Source organism: Acinetobacter sp. C15 (genome assembly GCF_013420645.1).
In the GTDB taxonomy this organism is placed as follows: domain Bacteria; phylum Pseudomonadota; class Gammaproteobacteria; order Pseudomonadales; family Moraxellaceae; genus Acinetobacter; species Acinetobacter indicus.
Map to the genome: position 1 here is coordinate 1 of NZ_VOXR01000098.1, position 2,467 is coordinate 2,467.

Below are 2,467 nucleotides of genomic sequence, written 5' to 3' on the forward strand. Positions count from 1 at the left end.
GATTATGCAACAAACTGGTTGTGGCATTACAACCATGAAAGACCACATCAAGCTAACAAAGGAAAGCCACCTCTAATGGCTGCTTAACCTCTACTTTTAACTTCGGTTATTTATGGGAGGATTACCGATCACCTGAAATATTTAATACAGACAAAGGCAGTCAGTTCACGAGTGATGCATTTATTGATGTATTGAAATCAAATGGCATTCAAATCAGTATGGATGGTAAACTTGCGCAGTATACTGCTCATAGATTGATAATGTGATGGTTGAACGATTATGGCGGAGCGTTAAATATGAAGAGGTGTATCTCAAAGCTTATAGCAGTGTCACAGATGCAAAAAAGCAATTGAGTGCATATTTCAAGTTTTATAATTTGAAACGACCTCATTCGAGTCTAGACAAAATGACACCCAATGAGTTTTACTATGATCAGCTACCCCAACAAAACAAGGTGGCTTAACTAGAGCGGAATATCACTTATAGAAGTTGTTCAAATTTCCGGATCCATCTCTTTATTTACCGTTTGGACGTGAAGAAGCGAATCTGTTCTTTAACGTGATTGCCAAGCGTTATGAAAAAGGCAGTACGATATTGACGAGTAACTTACCCTTTAGCCAGTGGTCCAAATCCTTTGCAGATGATGTCACGTTGACCGCTGCGATGTTAGATCGGTTATTGCATCACTGTCATGTGGTACAAATATCGGGTGAGAGTTATCGTTTGAAGGATAAAAAAAGAATTGGGATTCAGCCCCAGGTTGAAATTTAATACGAGATCAAAGGGGTCAATTTTACTTTGCCATTTGTAAGGTGAAAGGGGTCAATTTTAGAATGCCGTTGACAACTTAAATAAAAAGTCTCCGACAAACCTGGTACGGTTCAGTCTGGTGAATTCCAGCAGTTGTTCATGGGTCAGTTGGCTTAAGTCAGGCAGCGTATTCATGACCGCAGTATGCCTGAGGTCATGAGAAGAATGAAATAGAACGTTTGGAGGATGGCAGAATGGTCGAGCTTGGTTTAGAGCATATTCACCACTTGCTGCAATCCAATTCTCTGCCAGGGCAAACCTTGGATCAGTGCCTGTAACTGTTCCGGGCTGAGGGCCACGGTTTCACCTTGGTGAACTTGAGCCCAGTGAAATTTGCCCTGTTCCAGCCGCCGGGCACACAGCCAGATGCCCAATCCATCATGTACCAACACTTTCATGCGATGGCCACGTTTATTACAGAACAGGTAAGCACAATGCGGTTTGATGTAGCCAAAGGCTCTCACCACCTGAGCCATGGTCGTATCCATACCTGCACGCATGTCCATGGGCTGAGTAGACAACCAGATTTCATCAATGCGGATCATGTTGCAAGTGCCTTGAGTAATTCTGCCAAGACAGGTATTTCTGATGTCTGCCATTTTAGCTGAATATCATTATTCGTATGAGGCACGGTGATACACAACGTGATCCTCTCATCAATAGGTTGGCTGATTGCAGCAGTGTAAGGCAAAGCAATAAATGCTGGATTCACATGAGTAGGATCCTGCACGGCACCATCATGATGGCTGAAGATCCTGATCCAACGACTGACAAGGTTGGCATTAATACTATGTTGCAGTGCGACCGAAGCGATCGAGGTATTAGGATTTTTACAGGCATTGACAATACTGAGTTTGAATTCTTTGCTGTATGTTCTGCGTTTTTTAGCAACAGGAGGTGTTGCTGAATATATATCCATGTTCATGGATTAAGTCCCCACTTGTTTTTAGGTGGGAACTAAATTAAGGCTTATAGGATCGCTTGGTAAGGCTGTGTTAGCCGGATGCTTACCACTTACTACTCACTTGCCTTGTACCATTTTATGGCATTAAATGGCCTTAACAAGATTGAGAGGTGTTAAATGTCTAAGCTAATAAAAAAGAGAGTTCAATATTCTGTGGATGAGGCTATTTCTGAATCAGCAGAGTACATTATTAAAAAAGTTGGGCTAACCCCTGCATCTGTTTTTAGTATGGTCATGGCTGAAATAGCCAAAACAGGTCGAATCCCTGTAAGCAATCAAATAAGTGATGATGATTTTAATACAGCACAGCTCATAGCTCTTAGCCATAATATCCCAAGTGTAAAAGTATCTAATACAAAATCTGCTCAAGCATTTTTAAACGATGATGGTGGGTACTAATGGCACAGGATTTGTATTGGGCTTATGTTGGTTTGACAGATATAGTAGATGGCAAAACTCGCCCTGTTTTATATATTCGACAAACAAAAAAAGACTACATCGTATTCCGTTTAAGCAGTCAATATGACAATAAATCTGATTTTATTAAACGTAAATATATTGAAATTCTCTGTACACGACAAAAATAGATAACTCATTGAAATAATGTCACAATAATTGTTTTCTAACGACGAATACTATGACACATCTCAATGAGTTATATCTTATCTTAAACAAATCTCTAAAATGGAACAA

At 40.3% G+C, this 2,467-nt stretch carries 4 protein-coding genes and 2 pseudogenes; 4 read left to right on the forward strand and 2 right to left on the reverse strand.

The genetic code is table 11. From position 1 onward, the window contains the following. Positions 1 to 122: 122 nt before the first annotated feature. A pseudogene (locus FTT63_RS15170) lies at positions 123 to 463 on the forward strand (transposase); the annotation flags it as partial. A 53-nt stretch (positions 464 to 516) separates the two neighbouring features. Then, a pseudogene (gene istB, locus FTT63_RS15175) lies at positions 517 to 771 on the forward strand (IS21-like element ISAba8 family helper ATPase IstB); the annotation flags it as partial. Between the two features lie 248 nt (positions 772 to 1,019). On the opposite strand, the gene tnpB reads toward istB, so the two are convergent. After that, complete coding sequence (gene tnpB / locus FTT63_RS15180; RefSeq protein WP_004780063.1) at positions 1,020 to 1,355, reverse strand: IS66 family insertion sequence element accessory protein TnpB; 336 nt, start codon at positions 1,353 to 1,355, stop codon at positions 1,020 to 1,022. After that, positions 1,352 to 1,735, reverse strand: a complete 384-nt coding sequence (locus FTT63_RS15185; RefSeq protein WP_163143575.1) for a transposase — start codon at positions 1,733 to 1,735, stop codon at positions 1,352 to 1,354. Before FTT63_RS15185 ends, tnpB begins: the two co-directional genes overlap by 4 nt. 156 nt (positions 1,736 to 1,891) lie before the next feature. Here FTT63_RS15185 and FTT63_RS15190 point away from each other — a divergent pair, with 156 nt between their 5' ends. Both FTT63_RS15190 and FTT63_RS15195 read left to right on the forward strand, forming a co-directional pair. Further along, positions 1,892 to 2,173, forward strand: a complete 282-nt coding sequence (locus tag FTT63_RS15190) for a type II toxin-antitoxin system RelB/DinJ family antitoxin (RefSeq protein ID WP_127800960.1) — start codon at positions 1,892 to 1,894, stop codon at positions 2,171 to 2,173. Then, complete coding sequence (locus tag FTT63_RS15195) at positions 2,173 to 2,361, forward strand: hypothetical protein (RefSeq protein ID WP_180192463.1); 189 nt, start codon at positions 2,173 to 2,175, stop codon at positions 2,359 to 2,361. Before FTT63_RS15190 ends, FTT63_RS15195 begins: the two co-directional genes overlap by 1 nt. The last annotated feature ends 106 nt before the right edge of the window (positions 2,362 to 2,467 follow it).

Bases quoted from the DNA above. Each gene is read 5' to 3' on its own strand.
- tnpB (WP_004780063.1), bottom strand. From the start codon at position 1,355: ATGATCCGCATTGATGAAATCTGGTTGTCTACTCAGCCCATGGACATG.
- FTT63_RS15185 (WP_163143575.1), bottom strand. From the start codon at position 1,735: ATGAACATGGATATATATTCAGCAACACCTCCTGTTGCTAAAAAACGC.
- FTT63_RS15190 (WP_127800960.1), top strand. From the start codon at position 1,892: ATGTCTAAGCTAATAAAAAAGAGAGTTCAATATTCTGTGGATGAGGCT.
- FTT63_RS15195 (WP_180192463.1), top strand. From the start codon at position 2,173: ATGGCACAGGATTTGTATTGGGCTTATGTTGGTTTGACAGATATAGTA.